The organism is Sporocytophaga myxococcoides (assembly GCF_000775915.1).
In the GTDB taxonomy this organism is placed as follows: domain Bacteria; phylum Bacteroidota; class Bacteroidia; order Cytophagales; family Cytophagaceae; genus Sporocytophaga; species Sporocytophaga myxococcoides_A.
Window position 1 is genome coordinate 290624 of sequence record NZ_BBLT01000001.1, and the last position, 21160, is coordinate 311783.

At 35.2% G+C, this 21160-nt stretch carries 21 protein-coding genes; 15 read left to right on the forward strand and 6 right to left on the reverse strand.

From position 1 onward, the window contains the following. The first annotated feature begins 69 nt into the window (after positions 1–69). The 3 genes from pyrF to MYP_RS01300 all read left to right on the forward strand — a co-directional run bounded on the left by pyrF (position 70) and on the right by MYP_RS01300 (position 3493). The gene (gene pyrF, locus MYP_RS01290) at positions 70–885 is read left to right on the forward strand and encodes an orotidine-5'-phosphate decarboxylase (protein WP_045457378.1); all 816 of its coding nucleotides are present in this window, start codon (positions 70–72) and stop codon (positions 883–885) included. 74 nt (positions 886–959) lie between these two features. Then, entirely contained in the window at positions 960–2258 is a 1299-nt protein-coding gene (locus tag MYP_RS01295; RefSeq protein WP_045457382.1) for a DUF2851 family protein, read from the forward strand. A 50-nt stretch (positions 2259–2308) separates the two neighbouring features. Further along, on the forward strand, positions 2309–3493 hold the full coding sequence (locus tag MYP_RS01300; RefSeq protein ID WP_156140231.1) for a hypothetical protein: 1185 nt from the start codon (positions 2309–2311) through the stop codon (positions 3491–3493). On the opposite strand, the gene MYP_RS01305 is transcribed toward MYP_RS01300, so the two are convergent. The 3 genes from MYP_RS01305 to MYP_RS26310 form a co-directional block, all read right to left on the reverse strand. Then, complete coding sequence (locus MYP_RS01305) at positions 3440–4591, reverse strand: hypothetical protein (RefSeq protein ID WP_045457388.1); 1152 nt, start codon at positions 4589–4591, stop codon at positions 3440–3442. The genes MYP_RS01300 and MYP_RS01305 overlap by 54 nt on opposite strands. Beyond that, positions 4588–4986: a hypothetical protein gene (locus tag MYP_RS01310; protein WP_045457390.1), complete on the reverse strand. Its 399-nt coding sequence runs from the start codon at positions 4984–4986 to the stop codon at positions 4588–4590. The genes MYP_RS01305 and MYP_RS01310 overlap by 4 nt, the downstream gene beginning before the upstream one ends. A gap of 264 nt (positions 4987–5250) precedes the next feature. Beyond that, positions 5251–5508: a hypothetical protein gene (locus MYP_RS26310; protein WP_197059983.1), complete on the reverse strand. Its 258-nt coding sequence runs from the start codon at positions 5506–5508 to the stop codon at positions 5251–5253. Between the two features lie 208 nt (positions 5509–5716). On the opposite strand from MYP_RS26310, the gene MYP_RS26315 reads away from it, so the two are divergent. Beyond that, entirely contained in the window at positions 5717–6703 is a 987-nt protein-coding gene (locus MYP_RS26315) for a hypothetical protein (RefSeq protein ID WP_197059984.1), read from the forward strand. A 90-nt stretch (positions 6704–6793) separates the two neighbouring features. After that, positions 6794–7429 carry an acetyltransferase gene (locus MYP_RS01320; protein ID WP_045459004.1) on the forward strand — a complete coding sequence of 212 codons (636 nt, stop codon included), beginning with the start codon at positions 6794–6796 and terminating at the stop codon, positions 7427–7429. Between the two features lie 51 nt (positions 7430–7480). Here the strand turns inward: MYP_RS01320 and MYP_RS01325 are convergent, their stop codons facing one another. Further along, entirely contained in the window at positions 7481–7888 is a 408-nt protein-coding gene (locus tag MYP_RS01325) for a response regulator (protein ID WP_045457397.1), read from the reverse strand. A 367-nt stretch (positions 7889–8255) separates the two neighbouring features. On the opposite strand from MYP_RS01325, the gene MYP_RS01330 reads away from it, so the two are divergent. From MYP_RS01330 to MYP_RS01365, 8 genes are all read left to right on the forward strand, one after another. Next, positions 8256–9356, forward strand: a complete 1101-nt coding sequence (locus MYP_RS01330; RefSeq protein ID WP_045457400.1) for a complex I subunit 1/NuoH family protein — start codon at positions 8256–8258, stop codon at positions 9354–9356. 13 nt (positions 9357–9369) lie between these two features. Beyond that, the gene (locus tag MYP_RS01335) at positions 9370–10521 is read left to right on the forward strand and encodes a 4Fe-4S dicluster domain-containing protein (RefSeq protein ID WP_045459008.1); all 1152 of its coding nucleotides are present in this window, start codon (positions 9370–9372) and stop codon (positions 10519–10521) included. After that, positions 10511–11035 (forward strand): NADH-quinone oxidoreductase subunit J family protein, encoded by a 525-nt coding sequence (locus MYP_RS01340; RefSeq protein WP_045457403.1) that lies wholly within the window; start codon positions 10511–10513, stop codon positions 11033–11035. The genes MYP_RS01335 and MYP_RS01340 overlap by 11 nt, the downstream gene beginning before the upstream one ends. Continuing rightward, positions 11032–11334 (forward strand): NADH-quinone oxidoreductase subunit NuoK, encoded by a 303-nt coding sequence (gene nuoK / locus MYP_RS01345; RefSeq protein WP_045457407.1) that lies wholly within the window; start codon positions 11032–11034, stop codon positions 11332–11334. The genes MYP_RS01340 and nuoK overlap by 4 nt, the downstream gene beginning before the upstream one ends. Before the next feature lie 7 nt (positions 11335–11341). Next, entirely contained in the window at positions 11342–13399 is a 2058-nt protein-coding gene (locus MYP_RS01350; protein WP_045457410.1) for an NADH-quinone oxidoreductase subunit 5 family protein, read from the forward strand. Between the two features lie 52 nt (positions 13400–13451). Further along, a complete protein-coding gene (locus tag MYP_RS01355; RefSeq protein ID WP_231569986.1) occupies positions 13452–15206 on the forward strand; it encodes a complex I subunit 4 family protein in 1755 nt (584 codons plus the stop codon). A 93-nt stretch (positions 15207–15299) separates the two neighbouring features. Further along, positions 15300–16793 carry an NADH-quinone oxidoreductase subunit N gene (locus tag MYP_RS01360; protein WP_045457416.1) on the forward strand — a complete coding sequence of 498 codons (1494 nt, stop codon included), beginning with the start codon at positions 15300–15302 and terminating at the stop codon, positions 16791–16793. Between the two features lie 32 nt (positions 16794–16825). Continuing rightward, positions 16826–18718: an amidophosphoribosyltransferase gene (locus MYP_RS01365; RefSeq protein WP_045457418.1), complete on the forward strand. Its 1893-nt coding sequence runs from the start codon at positions 16826–16828 to the stop codon at positions 18716–18718. Positions 18719–18815: 97 nt separating this feature from the next. On the opposite strand, the gene MYP_RS01370 is transcribed toward MYP_RS01365, so the two are convergent. Beyond that, the gene (locus MYP_RS01370; protein ID WP_045457421.1) at positions 18816–19142 is read right to left on the reverse strand and encodes a HesB/IscA family protein; all 327 of its coding nucleotides are present in this window, start codon (positions 19140–19142) and stop codon (positions 18816–18818) included. Between the two features lie 122 nt (positions 19143–19264). On the opposite strand from MYP_RS01370, the gene mce reads away from it, so the two are divergent. Then, positions 19265–19675 carry a methylmalonyl-CoA epimerase gene (gene mce, locus MYP_RS01375; RefSeq protein WP_045457424.1) on the forward strand — a complete coding sequence of 137 codons (411 nt, stop codon included), beginning with the start codon at positions 19265–19267 and terminating at the stop codon, positions 19673–19675. An 85-nt stretch (positions 19676–19760) separates the two neighbouring features. Here mce and MYP_RS25940 read toward each other — a convergent pair whose 3' ends face one another. Beyond that, entirely contained in the window at positions 19761–19907 is a 147-nt protein-coding gene (locus MYP_RS25940; protein ID WP_156140233.1) for a hypothetical protein, read from the reverse strand. Between the two features lie 107 nt (positions 19908–20014). Between MYP_RS25940 and thiL the strand changes: the two genes are divergently transcribed. Further along, positions 20015–21046: a thiamine-phosphate kinase gene (gene thiL / locus MYP_RS01380; protein WP_045457427.1), complete on the forward strand. Its 1032-nt coding sequence runs from the start codon at positions 20015–20017 to the stop codon at positions 21044–21046. The last annotated feature ends 114 nt before the right edge of the window (positions 21047–21160 follow it).

A 21160-nucleotide genomic window follows, 5' to 3' on the forward strand; every position in this document is an offset into this window, starting at 1 on the left:
TTAGCTTTCGGCTTTCAGCCCTTTCAACTTTCAATTTTCCGCCTTATTTTTATGCATTCCTGATTTACGATGAAAAGAGAAGAGCTGGTAAAGCAAATAAAATCAAAAGAATCTTACCTGTGCATTGGACTTGACACAGATTTAAAAAAAATTCCGGCAAGTCTTCAGAAGTTTGAAGATCCTATATTTGAATTCAATAAACGAATCATAGATGCAACCCATGAATATTGCGTTGCTTACAAACCCAATATTGCCTTTTATGAAGCAATGGGCTCAAAAGGATGGGATTCTCTGGAAAAAACATTGGAATATATTCCAAAAGAAATATTTACAATTGCAGATGCCAAAAGGGGAGATATAGGAAATACCTCAGGATTATATGCCAGGGCGTTTTTCGATAATATGAATTTTGGCTCTGTTACCGTTGCTCCATATATGGGGGAGGATTCTGTTACTCCTTTTCTTGAATTCAAAGATAAGTGGGTTATTCTCCTTGCTTTGACATCCAATTCAGGAAGTAAAGATTTTCAAATGATGAAACTTGAAAATGGTCAATACCTTTATCAGGAAGTCTTAGAAAAAAGCAGTAAATGGGGCAATGCATCAAACCTTATGTATGTAGTTGGGGCCACTCAGGCGACACTATTGAAAGATATCAGAAAAATAATTCCTGATCATTTTCTCCTCGTTCCAGGTGTTGGTGCGCAAGGAGGAAGCCTGGAAGAAGTTTCTCAGAATGGAATGAATAAAGACTGTGGTTTACTTGTAAATGCTTCCAGAAGTATTATATATGCTTCATCAGGAGATGATTTCAATACTAAGGCGAAGGAGGAGGCAATTAAGCTCAGAGATGAGATGAAAGTTTATCTCAGCAAATATTTATAATTTTAGTGCTGGGCTGTCTTAGTGAATAAGACAGCTCTAAATTTTTTATCAGCAGTTCAACCAATTTATAAGCTATGAAAGAAGATTTACTCCATTTTATATGGCAGTACCAGTACTTCCATAAGGAAAAACTCCAAACTACAGATGGTAAACCATTGAATGTGCTTTTTCAGGGTTTTCCCAATACAGATGCGGGGCCTGATTTTTTAAACAGCAAAGTCCGAATTGAAAATGTGGAATGGATAGGAAATATTGAAATACATGTCAATAGTTCCGCCTGGAAAGACCACCATCACGAGCAGGATGAAGCGTACAATTCTGTAATCCTTCATATCGTTTTTTCTAATGATGAAATTGTTTACAGGAAAGATGGAACCATAGTTCCTGTTCTAGAACTGAAGGAGAGGATCTTTCCGGAAGTAATAAAAAAGTACAGAGCTTTCATTCAAGATGAGGGAATTCCATGTCTTTCCAGATTTTCGGAAGTTCCGGAGATGATTAAACTCAGTATGCTGGATTCAGTATTATCGGAGCGCCTTGAAAGAAAATCACAAAGGATAATTTCTGAACTTGAAAAAAACAACAATGACTGGGAAGAAACCTGCTACCAGATGCTGGCATCAAATTTTGGGTTTAAGCTTAATAATGATCCGTTTTTAAGGCTAAGCAAAATTCTTCCATATAAGCTTATCAATAAATGTTCGGGCAATCATTTCCAGGTAGAAGCTTTGTTATTTGGAATGGCAGGTCTTTTAAAGGGACATTTTGAAGATGAATATCCACGATCGCTTCAAAAGGAATTTAATTATCTCGCTGTGAAGTTTTCTCTGCAGAATAAGGAAATGACAGGAGCCGAATGGAAATTTCTCCGAGTCAGGCCAGCAGGTTTTCCCAGCATGAGAATTGCTCAACTTGCGGCTTTGCTGGCCCGTCATCAGAAGTTGTTCTATAAGTTTATTGAAAGCAGATCTCACAAAGAATTATTGGCAGTATTGGATGTTGCCACAAGCCCATATTGGATAAATCATTTTACCTTTGATGTTTTGTCGGATGCGAAGCAAAAAAAGCTTGGCAAAACTTCTATAAATAATCTGGTTATTAATTCAGTAGTTCCTCTTTTGGCTGCTTACGGAAGGCAAAAGGATATTCCTGGTTTGGTAGATAAGGCGATTGAATTTCTGGAAACATTGCCGGCAGAAGAGAATTACATTACTCAAAAATGGAAGAAACATGCTTTGAAGATGAAGTCAGCATTCGATACTCAGGCTTCAATAGAACTTTATACCAATTTCTGCTTGAAAAAACAGTGTCTGAAGTGTAAAATTGGAATAAATATCCTGAAGGAAACATGTATCAGTGGGGCATCCATCTAATTTTACTTTCGGTAATCTGCTTTTTTTATTATAAAAAAAACAGAAATACTGTGCTCGGTGGAGTGCTTCTTCCGGCTTTGTTACTGAAATTGCTCTCCGGAATCTGTTTGGGCCTTGTCTTTCTTATATTTTACAAGGGAACGGGAGATACTTTTGTTTTCTTTGAATATGCAGTAAAATATTCCAAAATGATCTCGAATGAACCTGATAGGTTTATTAAGTTTTTCTTTAAGAATATTACAGATGATCCCTTTCTATCCTCTCAGCCTAGGGTGGTGGCTTTTATTAAATTGGCTTCACTGATAACTTTTATTTCTTTTAATAATTATTGGATAGCTTCAATATACTTCTCGCTTATTTCATTTTTAGGTTTCTTTAATTTTGCCAGTATGGTAGCATCGGCTTACCCGGAATATAAGTGGCATATAGCAGTTTCCTTTTTATTTTTTCCTTCTGTTGTGTTCTGGAGTTCTGGATTTATAAAGGAAAGTATCGTAATGCCTGCAATGCTTATTATAACAGGTTATTTTTTTTCATGGATATTTGAAAAAAGAAAAATCAAAATATTGCACGTGGGTATTACTATTCTGATGTGCGGAGTAGTTTTCTTTATCAAGTTTTACTATGCAGCTGTCCTCATTCCTGTTCTTATAGCATTAGGAATTACCAAATATCTGAGCAGAATGGCAGAGATTAAAACGTCTATGCAAGTGACAGTTTTTTTTACCTCCTTATTAAGCCTCTTCATTGTAGTGTCGTTTCTGAATCCATATTTGTCCATCAATACTTTCCTGCAGTCAATATATCAAAATAACGTGGCTACTGTTCTATTATCATCACATGGAAAAATGATTCATTTTTATAATTTAACACCAACTATTTCTTCATTTGTTATAAACTTTCCGGCAGCTTTATTTGCAGGGCTTTTCAGACCATTGATATTTGAAGCAAAAAATGTATTTATGATTACAACAGGACTCGAAAACGCCTGTCTCTTAATATTATCTTTTTACGTCTTTTTTAATCTGAAAAGGAATAAAAGAAAAACAGATATTTTGATTCTGACAAGTATTGTTTTTTACATAGTTTTTCTTTCTTCTTTGCTTGCCTTCTCATCACCTAATTTGGGGACCCTGGCAAGGTATAAAATTGGCTTTTTACCTTTCTTCATTTGCCTTTTGTTATTGTATTCTCCTTTTGAAAAGATTATCAAACGATTTAATAAGCCTCATTAATGGTTTGATTTCAATCCATCGGATAAAATAAATGTACGTGAAAACCCATGGATTTATAATGGAGGAAATGCCGAAGAGTACTACAGTACCTATGTGAAATAATATTCCTGCTGGCAGAAATATCCATTTTAGTTTATCCTTCCAAAGGATGCTTATAAAGCCAAGCTGAAAAATCATGGCAGCAAAAGGCAACATAGAGCATAGTATGGGATAATTTAATATTTGCATTCCCAAAGGAGCCTGATGAAGGTATATATAGCTTTTAAATGTTGCTGGCGATAACCATGCTCCTTTGGAGATAAATAATTTCTCAAGGCCTGCAAGAAGGTAACAAAGACTTAAAGAAAGTTTTATAAGTTGCAGTGGCCAGTCCGGAAGGAGTGAGGTTGCAGAATTAGCCTTTTTTTTCTGCTGATAAAGGAGGAAAGGCATTATTAGTCCTGCATAATTTAAAGTAGTATAACCGTGGTCAATTTTTTCAAAACTGAAGAATACTGCCTGAAAATATATAAAAGTTAATACTGCTATAGCAGATGACAATACAGGATAAATGCTTAGAATACACAATATACAGCTGAGCATTAAAATTAAATACAAGATCAATCCTAATGGTGCAGAAGGAAATCCTAATCCTGCTAGTTTAAGTAAGAATAAAGGTTTAAAGAATGCTTTGATAGAAGATAAAACAAGTAAATCATTGTAAAATTCAAAAGAGAAGTATAGCAATGAACCATAGAATAAAATCCTGAGAATGCTAACTTGGTGATAATCTACAAATCCGTTGAAGAATTGTATGGTGAATTTTCTGAAAGAAGTGGATTTTGATTTCAGAAAAAGGAAAATCGCAAAGCCTGATAGGATAAAGGTGATACGCAGAATCACTTGTATGGCTTTTTCTTCAAAGAATGAAACCGGAAAACGATTTCGTTCAGTGATCATTCTCGGATAAATAAATTCAATCAAATTATTAACCCAAGGTGGTGCTGAACCATCAAAGTATGCTTTTACCAAAGGGCTAAAGTATGTGAGATAAATTGCCGGAATTGTAAAGGCAACAAATAGTAAAAAGAAGATAAGTACCCTGTCTTTTCTACTCATCTTATTATTAAAGTTTCAATGATAATCGTGTCAGCTTGTTGAGGATTATTTCCAGAAATCTGAATAAACTTTAATCTCCAAGCATATATAGAAGTATCCGGAATGGCTTGACTTAGTTTATTAAGAAATTCTTGTGACTGATTTCTGTAATAGTAATTACGTGCAAGGTACATAAAGGAACCTGATGCCATATTAAATTGCTTCGCATTCAGGTTGTGCCATTGGTGATTCTGATAAAATTCAGCTTCAAATATTTTAAGAGTGTCGGCTGAGCTTACAGGTTCTGCAAACATTCCAAACCTTGCAAATGGAAAAAGATCAGTAATTAAAATAAATGGAAGAATAAGTGCCGCGATAAATCCTGAAATGATAATATTTTTTAACTTTATCTTCATTAAATGCACATATGGGAATGATCTCTAAATGAATCCTAAAAATCTATATTTTTTTTCTTCAATAATAAAGTTACTATTTCTTACAGGATTATTAGTAGTAATCGCAATTCCTTTTTTTCTATGGACTACAAGTTATTATGATTTTCTGCATTCTATAATCTTGCACTACAATATTCAAGATAAGGAATTTGTGCTGAGGAATAAATATTTGACTCCACATACTTTCACTGCATCCCGATATTTTACTTTGATTGCAGCTGTGGTTTATATTTTAAGCATACCCAGACTGATAAGAAAATCAGAATCTCTTACTGTCTTAATTTTAACAAAATACTTTAGATTAATTACAAGGATAACAAAAGAATTTTCTCTTTTAAAGAGAGACGAAGTGATTGCATTTTCTCTGATAACACTATTTTCCCTGCTGTTGAAACTCTGGTATTTTTTCAAGGTTCCTTTTTTGGTTGATGAAGCCTTTTCATATGTGTATTTTGTAAGTAAAGGATTTGCAGTTACAGCCACCTATTATCCGGCTCCAAACAATCATATATTCAGTAATTTGTTATCCTGTCTTATTCAACTGTTTATTGACAATACGTTATTAATAATGCGCTTACCATCATTTATTTTTTCAATAATACTGGGAGCGGTGTTGTTTTTATTTTATAAAAAGCATTTTTCATATTTTACGGCCATCGCGGCCTATTTATTTTATTCATTTAGTTTTCAAATGAATTTTTATGCAGTGCAGGGGAGAGGCTATTTGTTGCTGACAATGTGTTCATTTCTTCTGTTGGTCATATGTTTTAAGTATACATCAGCTCAGAAAAGAGCATATCTATTTGCGTTTACCTTCATATCCATCATAGGCTTTTACACAATTCCTACTTTTCTTTATCCATTCGTAGCTTCAATTATTTTTCTTCATTTTTATTTTTTTCTGAATAAAAATATTAATCCTTTATTTAAATTATATGCAGCTTATTGTGCAGTATTAGCAGGGGTTTTGTTGCTTTATGCTCCTGTTTTTTTGGTAAGCGGAGTTTCTTCTTTAGTATCTAACAGTTGGGTAAGGTCATTGTCGTTAAACGATTGGATAAATAGTATTCCTTCATACTTGGGAGACTCAGCCATCTGGTTATTAAATGTAGAAACGGGAGGAGGGGTATTACTGATATTTATTATGGTCTGGAATATTTTTATACATACACAAAGATCTGAAAGAGTTTTCCAATTGCTCTCAATAATTCATTTGCTTATTCCTATACTACTTATTGGAGTACAAAGGGTATTGCCATTTTTCAGAATCTGGATATATCTGATTCCAATTATAAGTTTCTGGATTGGTGGAATTTGTTCAGGTTTTAAAAAAAGATATCTGAAGTTGGCTTACATACTGGCTTTAGCTGCAGCTATGTTATTTTCTGATCTGAGAGCGTTTAGGAATGATTTTGGGTTTTATGATGAGATGAATCTGGCTCTTTCAAAAATATTTGAGGTTATTCCTCAAAATGTATATTGTGAAGAAGATACTTACTACGTCTTTTTAAACTATTATGGAATAAAACATCATGTATCTTTGAATGTGGATGATACTTATGAAGCATTGACAAATTATGATTTTCTGATTTTAAAGCCTCAAAGCAATTTTTCGCATCAAGGCTATGATTTGATTGTTGAAAATCAATACGTTGTGGTATATGTTAGGAATAAATGAACTTTATTAAAGTTCTTAAATGTTACTGGTTCGTTAATTCTTTTCAGAAACAAATAATTTTACATTTATATTTGGTAAAAAAATATGAGCATGGATAATAATCCTGTAATTATCTTCGGAGCAAAAGGACTAGGAAAAGTTGCTCTGGATATTTTTCAAAGTAATAATGTTGTTACCTATTGTTTTTTAGATGACGATGATAAACTGCACGGCAAGGAAATCTGCGATGTAGCTGTACTTGGCCGTACAGATGACGATGGCTTTTTAAAATATCTCGGGAAAAAATGCTCAGCTTTTGTTGCCAGTGATGACAATAAACTAAGGCAGAATCTTGTGCAGATGCTTAAGGAGAAAAGAAAAATTATGCCTGTAAATGCAGTTCATTCCAAAGCATTTATATCAGAGTATTCTTTTCTCGGCTATGGCAATATGATCAATGCGGGTGCTATCATTAATAGCAATGCCAAGATTTCTAATCACTGTATTATCAGTTGCAATGCCTTGATAGATTTTGATGCCCAGATTGAGGACTTTGTTCAGATTGGTGCCGGAAGTATTATTAATTCCGGTGTTAAAATAGAAAAAGGGGCATTTGTTGGTTCCGGAGCAATTATTATTTCAGGCGTTACTATAGGTAAAAATGCCAGAGTAGGTGCAGGTTCAGTGGTGATCAATGATGTAAAAGATGGAGAAACTGTATTTGGTAATCCGGCAAAAGTAGTTTAAAAATACTCTATCAATAGAAAAGGTTGTGCTGTCTGTACAACCTTTTCTATTTTAGTTTATTACAAAATGTTCATTCAGGATACTGGAGAATTTTTCATCTGTTAATGGCTTGTTCACATAACCAAAGACTCCCGAGTCATTTAATTTCTTTATATCCAGTGGATTTGTAGAAGTAGTAAGCATTACAATTACTACAGATTTTTTATCTGGAAAATCTAATGTTTTATAAGCTTCAAGAAACTCGAACCCATCCATAACCGGCATATTAATGTCCAGCAAAATTAATTCAGGACATTTCTGACCAGAACTAATTATCTCTTGAAGCAGGTTCAAAGCTTCTTCCCCGTTAAGAACTATTTTTACCTCGTCTGCTACATTCAGCCTTTTAATTAGTTTTTCATTGATGAAATTATTGATACTGTCATCATCAACTAATAAAATGCTTTTGATTCTTTTCATGGCGGTGTGAAATCTATTTTTTTCTTTAGAGAAAGTAGGGCTACTCCTTCTTTAAAGGTAAATCAAAATTTGTGTAAGATTAATCTATTTTTTAAAAAAAAATAGAAGATTTCTTTAAAAAAAACTCCAATATTTTTAAAATATTAATAATCAGTAATGTATGATTTTTGCTAAAATTTAGTTTTTTCAGGACATCCTACGACTCTTTTTGCCTGAAGTAGTTTAATACTTTTCAAAGCAAAAAAGTATCCTAGATTTTAGATTTTTTTTTGATGGGTTTGTTGATAAATGTCTTTATTGAATTATATGTTTTTGGTTTTTATTATTCTTTCAATACAGTAACTTTACTCCCCTGTTTTAAACAGTAATGATATTAATTCCGGTATTTCTGTCAATTATCCTTGTCTATACTGTATTTGCAGTGTATGCAGAACGAAAAATCTCTGGATTTATCCAGGATAGATATGGTCCTATGGAAGTAGGGCCTTACGGGATATTGCAGACAATCGCGGACCTTATAAAGCTCCTGATCAAAGAAGATATTGTTCCGAAATCGGCTGACAGAAAGTTGTTTATTGCCGCTCCGGCAATTGTTTTTTCTGCAATATTTGCTGGTTATGCTGTTTTGCCTTTTGCACCTGGTTTGGAAGCTTCACGTGCTTCAGTCGGAGTGTTTTACCTTCTGGCTATCATTTCACTAGATGTCATAGGTTTGTTAATGGCAGGGTGGGGATCCAATAATAAATTTTCATTATATGGTGCTATCAGGGCTGTAGCTCAGATGATTTCGTACGAAGTCCCATTAAGCCTTTCCGTCCTTGCTGTGGTTATGACCTGCCAGAGTCTTGACTTACAGGAAATAAGTTATCAGCAGAGTTTATGGATTAAAGACTTTTCAAAAATATCAGATAATAATTACTTATTTGGTATTCAAAGTTCAGATATCAATATCACAGAAGTGGGAGGGTTTCTTACCTGGAATATTTTCAGAAATCCGATATTAATGGTAAGCTTTGTAGTATTCTTTATTGCCTCGCTGGCAGAATGCAACAGGGCTCCTTTTGATATACCCGAAGCAGAATCAGAGCTTGTCGCTGGATTTCATACAGAATATACAGGATTTAGATTTGCAATCTTGTTTCTGGGAGAGTATGCCATTATGCTGCTTGTATCTTTTCTTGCCTCTATATTATTTCTTGGAAGCTGGAATAGCCCATTTCCGAATATAGGTTTTTTAAGACTGGCAGATTGGACAAACGGATATCCTGGCACAATTTCCGGCATAGCCTGGGGGGCGTTCTGGTTGATTTCAAAAGCCTTTTCCTTAATTGGATTGCAAATGGTAATCAGATGGACCTATCCAAGGTTGAGAGTTGACCAGCTCATGTTTTTATGCTGGAAAGTCCTTACGCCTTTGGCATTAGTTGTCATCTTAATTTCTGGTTTCTGGAGACTCATGATGAATTAAACTGAGGAGGTGCATGATGACTAAAAGCCATATACATAAAGGAGCCAAGAGTACATACTGGGGAAGTATATCTGAGGGCATTACGTCACTTTTAGCAGGACTACTGCTGACTTTTAAACATTTATTTCAAGCTTTAAGATATAAAAGAGAACCGGTAGGAGTAGAAAATAAAGACTATTTCTCTTTTGATAAAGGTATTGTAACGCTTCAATATCCGCATGAGGCCATCCCTGTTCCGGATAATGGTCGATATCGTCTACATAATGAAATAGATGATTGTATCGTCTGTGACCTCTGTGCAAAGATCTGTCCTGTCAATTGCATAGAGATAGATGCAATCAAATCAACGGAAGAAATAGGAAAAACTTCTGACGGTTCCACCAAAAGGATTTATGCCGGTACTTTCGACATAGATATGGCCAAGTGCTGCTATTGTGGTTTATGTACTACAGTATGTCCTACAGAATGTCTTACAATGACTAAAACTTACGATTACAGTGAGTTTGATGTCAGAAACATGGTTTACCATTTTACTAATCTTACGCCTGATCAGGCTGAGGAGAAGAAAAAACTTTACGAAGAGAAGCAAAAGGAAAAGTCTAAACCAAAATCGCAGGAAACTACTAAACCTTCTGGTACTGAAGATGCAAAAGCAGAAGAAAAGGCAAATATACCAAAACCTGCCTTTAAGCCTGTTATAAAGCCTCCAGCTTCAACCCCTGAATCCAGAGAGGATACCAATTTGAAGCCAGAGGAAATGTCAGGAACAATTAAATCGGGCGAAACGAAACCGGAGGAAAAGAAAGCTGCGAAGCCGGTTTTTAAGCCGGTAATAAAAGCACCAACCTTAAATCCTAAGCCTGAAGAGGAAAGCAATGTTAAACCAGAGAACAAGCCAGCAACTTCTGAATCGGGTGAAATCAAGCCAGAGGAAAAGAAAGCTCTGAGGCCAGTATTTAAGCCAGTTATAAAGCCGTCAGTTCCTAAAGTCTCTCAATCAGAGGAAGCATCGAATGAACAGGACAGGAAGCAAGACGCTACTGATGAGAAAAAAGGAAGCACCGATGAGCCTAAATCAGGGGAAGTTAAGAAACCAGCCAAGCCAATATTTAAACCTGTAATTAAGCCAAAACCAAAGCAGGAAGGAGAACAAGGTGATCAATAGTCCGGAGGTATACTTTTTTTATTTCTTTGCCGCCATTATTGTTGGCTCAGCTTTGTTTTTAATTATTACTAAAAATGTAGTTTACTCTGCATTTGCCTTATTAAGCACTTTGCTTGGAGTTGCCGGATTGTTTGTTCTGGCCTCTGCTGATTTTCTGGGAATCATGCAAATTGTGATCTATATAGGGGGTATCCTATTGCTCTTTATGTTTGCAATCATGTTTGCAAATAAACTTACAGGGCAGCATTATATTATTACAGAACATAAAAACCTTCTTTCCGGAATTATTCTAGGGATAGCTGTTTTTATTATTTTTGCCACAGCTATTTTAAATGCCGGATATAAGGAACATCTTTCATATTATCCGAATAAGAGCACAGTTTCAGGTATAGGTATAGAGCTTATGACAGCGTACGTTTTACCATTTGAGTTTGCAGGAGTATTTCTTTTCGCGGCTTTAATCGGGGCTTCTATCGTAGCAGGACATTTAATAAAAGATAAAATTAAAAAATGATTCCATCCACGCATTTTCTGATAATTGCAGCTTTCCTTTTTTCAATAGGTATCATAATGCTTATTGTAAAAAGAAATGCAATTGCAGCATTGATGGGAATAGAATTAATGCTTAATGCGGTGAACATCAATCTGGTAGTTTTCAGTAATCTGAATAGACAGATGGACGGACAAATGTTTGTGATTTTTGTGATAGTAGTTGCTGTTGCGGAAGCTGCTGTGGGATTAGCTTTATTACTTCAGGTTTATAAAAGTTATAAAACTTCAGATCTGGATAAAATTACTAAATTAAAAGGCTAGGTCAGACATGAATTCATATTTAATAACAGACCTTGATAACCTCGTTTATTTCTCCATGATTACGGCTTTCTTGCCGCTCTTTGCGTTTTTTATCCTGTTTTTTTACGGAAAAAAATTACCAGGGAAAGGTGACTGGCTAGCTTCATTATTTATAGGCATTTCCTTTATCCTCTCATTACTTATTTTCTTGTCCGTATGGGAGGGAAGAGCAGGTTCCATAACATTCAAATGGATATCTCTGACAGGCATTTCTGAAAATGCATTTTATGTATCTCTGAGTGTTGATAAGTTATCAAGCTTTATGATGCTGACTGTTTGCCTCATCTCATTGCTGGTGCATTTATATTCAATGGAGTATATGAAGGGAAAGCTGAACTATACCCGATACTTTCCTTATCTGTCCATATTTACATTTGCAATGCTCGGTCTGATTGTCTCTGATAATCTTCTGATTACTTTTATGTTCTGGGAATTGGTAGGCTTTACTTCTTATTTATTGATTGGATTCTGGTTTACCAAAGAAGAAGCAATAAAAGCAAGTAAGAAAGCTTTCCTTTTCAACAGGATAGGGGATCTTGGCTTTTTACTGGCTTTAATGATTATATGGTCATTCGCCGGTACTTTTGAGTTTCAGTATCTCGATGTTAGTGATGAAGACCAGAGCATATGGTTTACAATAGCAGGGCTGGGTTTAGTATTGGCATGTATTGGAAAGTCAGCTCAGTTTCCTTTATATGTATGGCTTCCGGATGCAATGGAAGGACCTACTCCCGTCTCTGCGTTAATTCATGCTGCTACAATGGTTGCTGCCGGTATCTTCCTGCTGGCAAAAGTATTCTTCCTGCTTTCTGAAGAGGTGCTTACAACAATAGCTTCAATAGGCGCGATAACGATGCTAATGTCATCTCTTCCTGCTTTATTTCAAAATGATATTAAAAAGGTTCTGGCCTATTCTACCATTTCTCAGTTAGGCTACATGTTTGTCGGAATCGGATCAGGTGTGCCAGAAGCTGCATTATTCCACTTATTTACACATGCTTTTTTCAAAGCAGGTCTGTTTCTTTCTGCTGGTGCAGTAATACACTATATGCATGATATAAAACATGTATTATTTCATGAAGGGGTATATAATGATTTTGATTCCCAGGATATGAGATTAATGGGAGGGCTAAGAAAAAAATTACCACTTGTATTTATAGTTTTTATAATATGTTCTGCTTCTTTGGTTGGGTTACCATTGTTATCTGGTTTTCTTTCAAAAGAAGCAATTATAGGAGCAGCAGTCAATTGGGCAGATTCATATAATAATGTCAATAAAGGTATTGTTTATTATTTGATTCCATTGTCATGCTTTATAACAGCATTTTTTACAGCGCTTTACATGATCAGGCAATTGATTATGGTTTTCTTTGGAGGCTTTAGACTTGAAAACCAGATCCCATACCTGAGAAGTGCAAAGCATGAACATCACCATTTATCACTTTTGATTTCAATACCTCTTGTGATACTTTGTCTGTTATCTTTGGCGTTTCCATTTTCTTTGAATCCATTTTCTCCCCAATCAAGTTGGTTCTTAAAAGAACTTAACCAGATATTTGAAAGTAATCTTGAATTTTCCCATTGGGTAACTTACACTACTGTCTTATTGGCTTTAGCTGGAATTATAATGGGCATATTTGCATATAGAAATAATGCTTATACCCCAGGTAAAGAAGAAAAATCAAATGTAACGAAATTGCTTGGTCATAACTGGTACCTGGAAAAATTCTATTATCAAGTTATGGTTGTACCAGGCTTTAAGATTGCTTTTTATACTACCAAATTAGATTATCTGATTGACAAATTAATAGATGGTGCAGCTATAGCATATGTGGTGCTTAGTCATATTGCTGCATGGTTTGATAAAAATATTGTAGATGGTCTTGTTAAATTTATGGCAAACTTTGCAGCCTTTATTTCTGGAATTTTCAAGAATATACAATCCGGAAAAGTTCAAGAATACTTTGTATATACACTCGCTACAGTAATGCTCTTAATTTATATCTTTTTTAATTGGATGAAATAGCAGACCATATATATAATGAATTAAATATTTGCTGAAATAATTTATTACCATCGTGACGGAGAAAGTGTTAAGTATACTGATATTTTTACCTCTTGTAGGTCTAATACCTCTACTGGTACTGCCGAAAAGCAGCTCTGGTATTTATAAATATATTAACTTGACGGTATGTTTGTTGCAAACCATTCTGGCAGTTTTTGTTTTTGGCCTTTATTCAAAGCCGGGTCTTGTAACAGATCCCATCTATGGATTATTTAAACTCACTGAGCGCCTTAACTGGATTACCGTTGATCTTGGAAATGTAGGACGTCTTTCAATAAATTATTTTATTGGAGTAGATGGATTGAATGTGACGATGGTATTGCTGTCTGCTATTGTTATGCTTATTGCGGCAGTTTCCTCCTGGTCAGTAGAAAAATATCTTAAGGGATATTATGCACTGCTCCTGATTCTGAACACGTCCATTCTAGGTTGCTTTCTTTCTCTTGACTTATTTCTGTTTTTCCTGTTTTTTGAATTTATGCTTCTTCCAATGTATTTTCTGATAGGAATATGGGGGGGGCCAAGGAGAGAATATGCTTCAATAAAGTTTTTTTTATATACGCTTGCGGGCTCTTTATTGATCCTGGCTGTAATTATAGGATTATATTTTTCAGTAGCTGATCCCGTTGAAACATCTGTAAGGTTAGGACTGGCAGAAAACGTGGAAACTGTAACTGTCAATGATGTTGCGAATATACAAGGCATGCTTCAAAGTAAGCAAATCCCAAGAAGGGCTATAGTGCATTCATTTAATATACCGGATATGACTAATCCCAAAAATTTTATTCCGGGATCTGTCTTTCATGTAATGACAAAAATCGACTTTATGGGATTGCCGATAAGAATGGCTGCATTTCTGGCTTTGTTATTAGGTTTTTTGATTAAACTGCCTGCTGTTCCATTTCATACATGGTTGCCTGATGCTCACGTAGAAGCACCAACACCAGTGTCAGTTATCCTGGCTGGGATTCTGTTAAAAATAGGAGGATATGGTCTGATAAGAACTGTATTGCCAGTATTTCCAGAAGGTGTAGTTTATTTTGGCTGGTTTATTTCATTTCTGGCAGTACTGTCTATAATTTATGCAGCAATGAATGCCTTAGGAATGAAAGATCTGAAGAAAATGATAGCATACTCTTCTGTATCACATATGGGCTTTGTTCTTTTGGGGATCGCTAGTGGGACTCCGGAAGGTATTAATGGAGCCATCTTCCAGATGTTCAGTCACGGGATACTGTCAAGCGGGTTGTTTCTCGCTGCTGGTGTGCTTTATGACAGAACCCATGATCGTGGTATTGAAAATTATCGAGGACTTGCATCTAAAATGCCCGCTTATACAATTGCCGTAACAATATTGTTTTTCGCATCTCTCGGATTGCCCGTATTCTCAGGCTTTATAGGAGAATTATTTTCCTTGCTGGGGGCTTTTCATTCTTCTGCCACCAATGGTCTTGTTCCTTATTGGATGTCGATAACAGCAGTATTTGGCATTCTAATAGGAGCAACTTATTTTCTATGGACATTGCAAAGAATGTTTTTCGGAAAATTCTGGATCTCAAAAAATATTACATCCAATAATAAATTCAACGATCTAAATTCGAGAGAACTGATCATGCTTGTCCCATTGATCGTAATTACTCTCGTACTTGGTGTTTTTCCAGGCATACTGCTAGAACCTGTTTCCGATTCAGTAGAGGTGCTTGTCGGACAGATTTTCAATTCAGGATTGGAAAATCTGAAAACCATGCAAAATTTCAGATCACTGTAATACTTTGAAAAATACAAAATTAAACAAGTTGAAAACGATGTTTTATTTAATAAGTAAATTGTCGGTTTCTCAGATAAACAAATACTTATAATAATGAAAGAACAACTCTTTCATATTCTCAAAAGTACCGGATTTATAGGGCCCGAGTTATTTCTGGTTTCCCTGTTTATAATACTATTAATTATCCAGATCATATATCCCAAAACAGGGCAAACTGTATTTGCAGGAATGAGCTCACTAGGTTTTGTTATATATTTAAAACTTATTCTGGATCAGTTGCTCTTAGTGCAGTTGGAGGGTTCAAGTGTTATCTATTATGAAATGCTTTCATTAGATAAATGGTCCCTGTTTTTTAAATTCCTTTTCGCGATAGCTGGATTAGTTACTTCATTTTTCTCAATAGTTTCTCAGGATACAAAGAAAATGGAATCAGGAACAGGAGAATATAATGCGTTTATAGTAATACTGATTGCAGGACTTTCATTTCTGGTAATGGCAGATAATTTTCTGATGATTTATCTGGCAATCGAGCTTATTTCAATATCTTCTTTTGTACTTACCTTTTACGGAAAAAAGGAAAAGAGCGCAGAAGCTGGATTTAAATATTTTATATTCGGGGCATTTTCTTCAGCCCTAATGCTTTATGGTATATCTCTGGTTTATGGGCTTACGGGTTCTTTGCTGTTTTCTGATACTATATTTATAGAAGGGGTGAGAAAAGCACAGGAATTTCCATTATTTCTTGGATTTATATTAATACTTTCTGGCTTCCTGTTCAAAATTGCCTCTGTTCCATTCCATGAATGGACACCAGATGTATACGAGGCTGCCCCTTATCCGGTAGCAGCTTTATTCTCTATAGCACCCAAAGCTGGAGCTATGGCCGTTCTTTTTAAATTTTCTTATACATTTTTTAAAATTTCACCTTTCCATTACAATTGGAAGGTCATGATAGCAGCATTTGCTATATTGAGTCTTACCGTCGGAAATTTTGCGGCTTTATTCCAGAAAAATGCAAAGAGGATGCTGGCATATTCTTCAATTGCCCATACAGGATTTATCCTCTTAGGATTATTCGCACTAAACCAGTTGGCAGTAAAAGCATTATTGTTTTATCTGCTAATTCTTTTACTTATGAACTTCGCCGCTTTTTTATTGGTTGAAAAATTAGCAGGATATACCGGATCAGACGAGATATCCGGTTTTAACGGAGCAGGAAGAAAATTACCATTTATCGGAACCTTAGCAGTAATTATAATGATATCATTGACAGGATTGCCTCCTACTGCAGGATTTTATGCAAAATTCTTTGTTTTTTCAGCCCTTTGGGAAAGTTATCAGTCGTCGGGAGTAACAATGAATCTGGTGATTTTGATGGCTGGTTTGCTCAATACTGTGCTGGCACTTTTTTATTATATGCGGATACCTTATTACCTCTTTTTCCGCAAAGCAGAAAATAACAATCTTATACTTACATCGACGATTTCTGCATCTGATATTTTCGTATCTTTATTATCGATTCCATTGCTGGTTTTATTCTTCAAACCTAACTGGTTAATTAATCTAGTAGAAACGTTTTTGAATTGATCTAATACAGGGCAGCTTATTAAGCTTATTATATGAGTGACGCAATAAAACACGAATGCGGTATCGCTTTAATCAGGTTACGTAAACCTTTTTCTTATTACATAGAAAAATACGGAACCCCGATGTACGGCATCAATAAGCTGTACCTCCTGATGGAAAAACAGCACAATAGAGGCCAGGATGGAGCCGGTGTTGCAGCTGTAAAAATAGGTGTTCCTGAAGGAAAAAGGTACATCAGCCGTTATAGGTCTGTTGATCCTCAACCTATATCTGTTATTTTTAATAAAATCAACAGAAAATTCAGAAAAGCTATAAGAGATCATAAAGACAGATACCTTGATGCAGAGTGGATACTTGAAAACACTGCATTTTCAGGAGAGGTATTGTTAGGTCACCTCCGCTATGGAACTCATGGAAGCAATGAAATTGAAAACTGCCATCCATTCCTAAGACAAAGCAACTGGAGGAGCCGTAATCTGGTTGTGGCAGGAAACTTCAATATGACCAATGTGGATGAACTTTTCAATAAGCTTGTTGAGCTTGGTCAGCATCCTAAAGAAAAAAATGATACTGTAACAGTCCTTGAAAAGATAGGACACTTTCTCGATGAAGAAAATCAGCTGTTATTTAATAAATTTAAAAACGAACATAGTAACCACGAAATATCTTCATTGATTGAAGATGAGCTTGATCTTCAGAGGGTATTGATGCGTTCCTGCAAAGATTTTGATGGTGGATATGCTATGGCGGGAATGACAGGTTATGGAGCTGCTTTCGTTGCGAGAGACCCTGCCGGAATAAGACCAGCTTATTATTATGCAGATGACGAAGTGGTTGTTGTTGCATCTGAAAAGCCTGCGATTAAAATTGCCTTCAATATAAACTATGATCAGATAAAGGAGATTGAGCCTGGTCATGCTCTTATAATAGAGAAAAATGGAGACTTTGCTCAAAAGCAGTTCATCGATCAGTTAGAGAAAAAATCCTGCAGTTTTGAAAGAATATATTTTTCGAGAGGTTCTGATCCTGAAATTTATCAGGAAAGAAAAATGCTAGGTAAATTACTTGTACCACAGGTTCTTGAAGCTGTTAATTTTGACTTAGAAAATACTGTATTTTCTTATATTCCTAATACTGCTGAGACTGCCTTTCTGGGGATGATGGAAGGTATAGAAGATTACCTCATTCAGTACAGGAAAAAGGTAATTCTTGATGGTAAACCCAATGGGGTTGATCCTGAAAAAATATTGTCTTTAAAGCCAAGAATAGAAAAGCTTGTAATTAAAGACGCGAAGCAAAGGTCATTCATCGTTGCGGATAGCGAGCGTGATAAGTTTGTTACCAACCTATATGACACCACTTACGGTGTAATCAAAAAAGATATAGATACCATTGTTGTTATTGACGATTCAATTGTTCGTGGAACTACTCTTGAGAGGAGCATTATTCAGATGCTTGATAAGCTTGGGCCTAAAAAGATTGTAATCGTTTCTTCATCTCCTCAGATCAGATTCCCTGACTGCTATGGAATTGATATGTCCAAGATGAAAGAGTTCGTTGCTTTCCGCGCTGTGCTTGAGTTGTTAAAAGAATCTGGGAAAGAGTATCATCTGGAAGAAGTTTATGAGCAATGTAAAGGCGCTATCCAGACTTTAAGCGGGAATATGGAAAATCATGTAAAGAATCTTTATGCTCAGTTTTCATATAATGAAATCTCCAGAAAAGTATCAGAGATAGTAACTCCTAAAAACTGTAAAGCCGAGATCCAGGTTGTATTTCAGACTATAGATAACCTTCATAAAGCCTGTCCAAAACATATTGGTGACTGGTATTTCACAGGTGACTATGCAACTCCTGGTGGAAACAGAGTAGCTAATAAAGCCTACATGTTCTTTATGGAAGGAAAAACGGTCAGAGCTTACTAAAAGAAGACTTATAATATATTATTGATAAATAAAAAAAGAGCAGCTTACTGCTCTTTTTTTATTTCTTTGTTTTAAATAAATTATATATTCTATTTACTTATACCGCAAAGCTTTCCCCGCATCCGCAGGTTCTGCTGGCATTTGGATTAATAAACTGAAAGCCTTTTCCATTTAATCCATCAGAAAAATCAAGAGTTGTTCCTAAAAGGTATAGAAGACTTTTTTTGTCTACCAGAATCTTTATTCCTTTATCTTCAAAAACCTGATCAGCTGGGTTGATCTGGTTATCAAATTTCAGATCATACATTAAACCCGAGCAACCACCACCATTAACAGCTACTCTAATATTATAATCGTCAGTATAACCTTCTTTTTGTTTTAGGTCAAAGACATGTTCTTTGGCTTTTTCTGTAATATTAATCATGATGAGAACATTTTTATGGTTAAATCGGAAACAGTCTTATTATAAAATAAGTTCGTTTCATAAGACTTAAATTTACTAATTATTAATAAAAAATCCTGATAATTGTTGAATCTTTAATGAATATGAAAAACCTTGAACATATTGGCATTGCTGTAAAAAGTATAGAAGCATCTATACCTCTTTTTTCTAAACTCTTCAATACAGAACCATATAAAGAGGAATTTGTAGCAGGTGAAAAGGTACGAACACTTTTTTTTAATTGTGGAAATGTAAAAATAGAACTTTTGGAATCTACCACAGAAGACGGGGCAATTGCAAAATTTATTGAAAAAAGAGGCGAAGGGATTCATCACTTGGCATTTGAAGTAGAAGACATTAATCAGGAAATGCAGAGAATGAAAGAAGAAGGTTTCACTCTTTTGAATGAACAGCCTAAAGAAGGTGCAGACCATAAACTGATTTGTTTTTTGCATCCTAAAACGACAGGTGGAACGCTAATAGAGCTCTGTCAGGAAAACAAAAAGGGATCTTAATGATCCCTTTTTAAAATTATTTATCCGTTATTATCTTAAACGGTCATTGACCAATGATAGGAGAAATCAGAAGAAAAAGATAGATTTACATCTTAATTTGTCCGCTTTTTCTCATTTTGCTTACCTTCTTAGCATTCTTCTTACACTTTGGATTGGCTTTTACACAAGAAGTAGCTGAAAATGAGAAAGCAAAAAGAATAAGTAGAATTGAGAGTATCGTTGCTTTTTTCATATTTAATTTATTTACGATTGGATTAATGCTTGACAAATTTAAATGAAATCTTAGATAAAGTAAATAATTAAGATTTACAAAACTTATACAATATACAAAAAAATCTGATGGAAAATAATAAAAGGACGGAATTAAGTGATTTAGGAGAGTTTGGATTAATTAATCGTTTGAAAGAAAAAGTTGTTTTAAGGCATCCTGAGACTCAAACAGGAATTGGAGACGATGCAGCGGTTATTGAAAACAGGAATGAACTTACATTAGTCTCTAAAGATATTCTGGCCGAAGGTGTTCATTTTGACCTTACTTATACTCCATTAAGACACTTGGGATATAAAGCTGTTGCGGTAAATGTTTCCGATATAGCTGCCATGAATGGTATACCAAAGCAAATTGTGGTTGGAATTGCTCTTAGTAACAGATTTTCACTTGAGGCAATAGAAGAATTGTATGAGGGAATTAATCAGGCTTGTGAAGATTATAATGTGGATCTGGCTGGTGGGGATACTACCTCTTCAAGATCAGGTCTTATTATTTCAGTGACAGTGCTTGGAGAAGCTAAGAAAGAAGAAGTGACATACAGATCAGGCGCTCAGGTAAACGATCTGATTTGTGTTACGGGTGACTTGGGTGGCGCGTACATCGGATTACAGTTATTAGAAAGAGAGAAACAGGTTTTCAAGCAGGATCCTGAAATGCAGCCTCAGCTTTCGGATAAGGAATATGTGGTAAGGAGACAGCTTAAGCCAGAGGCAAGAATGGATGTGACATATGATTTGAAAGAGCTCAAAATTAAACCTTCGTCAATGATTGATATTTCAGATGGATTGGCAAGTGAGCTTCTTCATATATGCAAGGCATCTAAAGTCGGCGCAAGAATCTATGAAGATAAACTCCCGGTTGATAGTATGACTTTTGATACTGCCAGAGAGTTCAACCTTGATCCTACTACAGTAGCTCTAAATGGAGGTGAGGATTATGAACTTCTATTTACAGTAAATCAAAGCGCGTTCGATAAGATTAAAAATCATCCTGACATTACAATCATTGGGCACATTACTGAATATTCGGATGGAGTGCAGTTAATTACGGGAGGGGGAAATATATTCCCAATAAAAGCTCAGGGATGGGTGCACTTTTAAAAACTGAGACCCTAATCTGATATATTAATTTCAGATTAGGGTTTTTTATCATGAAAGGGGATTATTACGCCTGTAATTTTCACTTTTTTTATTTTTTAATCCATTTGATAAGCA